The sequence below is a fragment of the Mycobacterium sp. genome, from assembly GCF_032161845.1.
In the GTDB taxonomy this organism is placed as follows: Bacteria; Actinomycetota; Actinomycetes; order Mycobacteriales; family Mycobacteriaceae; genus Mycobacterium.
In genome coordinates this window covers 1-3,922 of the sequence record NZ_JAVRQA010000339.1, presented here as the reverse complement: position 1 = coordinate 3,922, position 3,922 = coordinate 1, and the positions used below count along the sequence as shown (strand labels likewise).

The 3,922-nt window shown below is 67.4% G+C and carries 6 protein-coding genes; 5 read left to right on the top strand and 1 reads right to left on the bottom strand.

The genetic code is table 11. The features are described from left to right. Nucleotides 1-504: 504 nt before the first annotated feature. The 5 genes from QOD90_RS18375 (at nt 505) to QOD90_RS18355 (ending at nt 3,667) form a co-directional block, all read left to right on the top strand. Complete coding sequence (locus QOD90_RS18375; protein WP_526352260.1) at nt 505-837, top strand: WhiB family transcriptional regulator; 333 nt, start codon at nt 505-507, stop codon at nt 835-837. 262 nt (nt 838-1,099) lie between these two features. After that, complete coding sequence (locus QOD90_RS18370; RefSeq protein ID WP_526352259.1) at nt 1,100-1,516, top strand: EVE domain-containing protein; 417 nt, start codon at nt 1,100-1,102, stop codon at nt 1,514-1,516. A gap of 28 nt (nt 1,517-1,544) precedes the next feature. Next, nucleotides 1,545-2,516 carry a pirin family protein gene (locus QOD90_RS18365; RefSeq protein ID WP_526352258.1) on the top strand — a complete coding sequence of 324 codons (972 nt, stop codon included), beginning with the start codon at nt 1,545-1,547 and terminating at the stop codon, nt 2,514-2,516. Next, nucleotides 2,513-2,812 (top strand): GNAT family N-acetyltransferase, encoded by a 300-nt coding sequence (locus QOD90_RS18360; RefSeq protein WP_526352257.1) that lies wholly within the window; start codon nt 2,513-2,515, stop codon nt 2,810-2,812. Before QOD90_RS18365 ends, QOD90_RS18360 begins: the two co-directional genes overlap by 4 nt. Before the next feature lie 36 nt (nt 2,813-2,848). Beyond that, nucleotides 2,849-3,667 carry an acyl-CoA thioesterase domain-containing protein gene (locus QOD90_RS18355; protein WP_526352256.1) on the top strand — a complete coding sequence of 273 codons (819 nt, stop codon included), beginning with the start codon at nt 2,849-2,851 and terminating at the stop codon, nt 3,665-3,667. On the opposite strand, the gene QOD90_RS18350 is transcribed toward QOD90_RS18355, so the two are convergent. Further along, nucleotides 3,664-3,922: nitroreductase/quinone reductase family protein (locus QOD90_RS18350; protein WP_526352255.1), on the bottom strand; the 259-nt coding region annotated here is incomplete at its 5' end. The genes QOD90_RS18355 and QOD90_RS18350 overlap by 4 nt on opposite strands.

Genomic DNA, 3,922 nt, shown 5'->3' with positions numbered 1-3,922 from the left:
CCACGGCCGGCGGCATCACGAACGAGGACCGATCGGTGCGGATCACCAACGACTCCGGGTCGGTTGACGCCTCTGGGAAGGTCATCTTTGGTCGTTCCTCGATGCCGGCAGGAGGTGCTGGATGGTGGGACAGGCGGCCAAATCGACGCTGCGCTACGGCTTGACTGCCCCAGGGGACCGTAGCAGTAGGCGGCCTCCGCCGCGGTTCGCCTACCAAACTGTCTCATCGCTACGGCTAGCCCGTCAACCCTCGGACGCTAGTACCGAAGGGGCGCTCGCCGAGCATGACAGCTGCGCTGAAGTGCAGGTATGACCCGACAATTGACGTTGGCGGACCATTACATTCTGCCAGCGTTCGACCCGTTTAGGCCCCCCGACCCACCCCTGCGCCACCGCGCCGTCCAAAGCGCTTCGGTTTGAACTGTTGCGTTGCTACGGTTACTGCTATACATTCGCTTCATTCGCGACGCACACGACTGCGACGCCCTGACAAGGAGTAACGAGATGAAGGCAGCGGGGATTGCAGTGGCAGCGACCAACCCAGTGGGACTCGACGGACTGCCCCTCGGTGAGTGCACCAGGGATCCCGAGCGGTGGACGACCGTTGCCGACGAGGACGCCAAGTCCATCTGCCGCGCGTGCCCACGCCGATGGGCATGCGCACGCGAAGCCGTCGAGCTGCCGCAGGCCGAAGGCCTCTGGGCGGGCATCGTGATTCCGGAGTCCGGCCGCGGTCGAGGCCACGCCCTGCGCCAGCTCCGCGAGCTGGCCGAACGCCACGGCTATCCCGTTCGCGCTCGGCGAATCTTCGTCCAGCAATTCCTGGAATCCGCCTGATCACCGCCCCCGGAACCAGCAGCCGGCGTCGAGGGGTCGCCGGTTTGGAATACCCGGAGCCGTGTCAGCGGTTAAGCTAGGTCGACGGTTCTGGACATGCCCCGGGTACCAACTAAATTCGTCGCCTAGAGCGACCACTTGCCGTGAGGCGCCATGGCAGGACCGTCGCCCGAGCCGCCGATGCTTGCATCGGCGGCCTCGTGGTTTCTCGGCCTGTGGATAACTTCCGGCGCCTGTCGGGGGCCGCTCGTAGCGTGGCTGCATGACCACCTTCTGGATCAATACCGTCAGCCGGGGCCACGTGCAGCGCGGCGTGGCGGGCGGCTTCACGCAGGCCAATCACGGCAAGCCGCACATGCTCCGCAGAATGGCGCGGGACGACTGGATCGTCTTCTACTCGCCGAAGACCGACTACCCGACGGGCGAGCCTCTTCAGGCGTTCACCGCGATCGGCCGGGTGTCCGACGACGAGGTGTACCAGGAGGACTTCGACCCCGAGTTCCAGCCCTGGCGGCGCCGGGTCGAGTTCCTACCGTGCGTCGAGACTCCCATCCGGCCGCTCATCGACGACCTGGACTTCATCGAGAACAAGGCGCAATGGGGGTACAAGTTCAGGTTCGGTGTGTTCAAGATCGACGATCACGACTTCGGCGTCATCCGCACCGCCATGACGGAGTGAGGTTGCCGACCGGGGTTACTCTGAGGCGATGAGCAACACCGAGTTGTCACCCGACCAACTCGCTTGTCGTGCTTCACGATTCACCGGTGTACTGCATCCCCGTGAGGTCCCGCTCGGTGGTCCGCGGGCGATTCGGGTGCGTCGGACGCTGCCGCAGCGGGCGCGCTCGCTCATCGGGGCATGGTGCTTCATCGACCACTACGGCCCCCACGACATCCTGGCCGGCGGTGGCATGGACGTGCCGCCGCACCCCCACACCGGGTTGCAGACGGTCAGTTGGCTGTTCAGCGGCGAGATCGAGCACCGGGACAGCGCGGGCGTGCACGCCATGGTTCGGCCCGGTGAGCTCAATCTGATGACCGCGGGTGCGGGCATCTGTCACTCGGAGGTATCGGTCTCGCGCGCGCCCATCTTGCACGGCGTCCAGCTGTGGGTCGCGCTGCCCGACGCCGATCGCGACACCGGCCGCGACTTCATCCACTTCGCACCCACGGTGCAGACGATCGGCGCCGCCCGGATCCGGGTGTTCATCGGTGAACTCGGGGGTATCCACTCGCCGGTACACACCTTCACCCCGCTCTTGGGAGCGCAGGTCGACCTGGCCCCGGGCGCCATGGTCGAGCTCGACGTCAATCCGACCTTCGAACACGGCGTGCTCCTCGACCAGGGCGAGGTCGACGCCGCAGGCACCGCCCTCGGCATCGCCGACCTCTGGTATCAGTCGCCCGGCCACGGCACGATCGTGCTCACCAACAGCGGGGAACACCCCGCCCGCATGCTGGTGCTCGGCGGCGTCCCGTTCGCCGAGGAACTGGTGATGTGGTGGAACTTCGTCGGCCGCAGCCACGACGACATCGCTCGCTACCGGCGCCAATGGCAGGAGCACGACGACCGGTTCGGCTCGGTGTCGGGTTATCCCGGCGCGCGCCTGCCTGCGCCACCGCTTCCGACCACGACCCTGCTCCCCCGCCCAAATCCCCCGACTCGAGGAACGCCATGACCACCGACCAGACCGGCGCGCAGACGACCGTCACCGCGGAACCCAACCGCTTCACCATCGCCCTCGACGGTCAGACCGTCGGCCTGGCCGACTACGTCGATCGCGACGGTCGGCGCACCTTTCCCCACACCGAGGTGGACCGGGCGTTCCGAGGGCGCGGACTGGCGTCGATTCTCGTCGCCGAAGCGTTGCGCGCGACGCGGGATGAGGGACTGCGAATCGTCCCGGCGTGCTCGATGGTGGCCGACTACATCGACAAGCATCCCGAGTTCGAGGACATCACCGACGCGATCTGAGATCGCCGCGGGCCACCCCCGATATCGTCATCTCCCATGACGACACAGCTGCCGCCGGCGTTCTTCACACCCGACGGCGACAGCTTCGTCCCGAGCACCATGGCGAGGGGACCGTGGGGGTCGACGATCGGCGGCAACTTCCTCGGCGGCATCCTGGGGCACGTCGTGGAGAACGCGGTCGAAGACCCGGGCCTTCAGCCCGCGCGGCTGACGGTTGACCTGTTCCGTCCGGCGGCGATGGCGCCGCTGCGAGGTCGCACGGCGATCGTCCGACAGGGCAGACGGCTCACCCTCGTCGAAGCCGAGTTGCTTCAGTCGGACACCGTGGTCGCTCGCGCCCCGGGTCTATTCCTGCGCAAGGGCGAGCAGCCGGCTGGGGAGATCTGGACGTCACCGCTGACGATGCCGCCACTGCCTCCGGAGCCCGCGAAGGTGGCCGCCGGCGTACCGCTGCTGATCTGGGCCTACGGCAGGAACCCCGAGATCGCGGGCCGCAGCTTCGACCTCAGCGAGTGGCAGCACGACGGCCCGAAGTTCGTCTGGGTCCGCGATCTGGTCCCGCTCATCGATGGTGTGCCGACCACGCCGTTCACTCGCGCCTCGATGGCCGGCGACGTGGCGAGTTCATTGACCCATTACGGCACAACGGGTTTGCAGCATATAAATGCCGACTACACGCTGACCTTGAGCCGGCTGCCCGAGGGCAGGGACATCGGCCTCGCTGCCCTGACGTACTCGGGTCACGACGGCATCGCGACCGGCACGGCAGCATTGTTCGACCAGCGGGGACAACTCGGCACGGCGACCGCCACCACGCTCGCCAACCCGGGCTTCAGCCCACGGTCGCTGGGTTAGCGCGGCGTCAGGACGATGACCGGGATTTCCCGCTCGGTCCAGCTCTGGTAAGTGTCGAAGTCGGCGTAGGCGTCAACGAGCTTGGGCCACAGGCGGTCCCGTTCGCCGGCATCGGCGACCACGGCGCGCACCGCCGAGCGCTCGGCCCCGATCTGCACATGCGTGTCGGGGTTCGCCACCAGGTTGCGGTACCACTGCGGATGCTCGGGACGGCCGCCCTGGCTCGCCACGACGACGACGTCCGCCCCGTCGCGG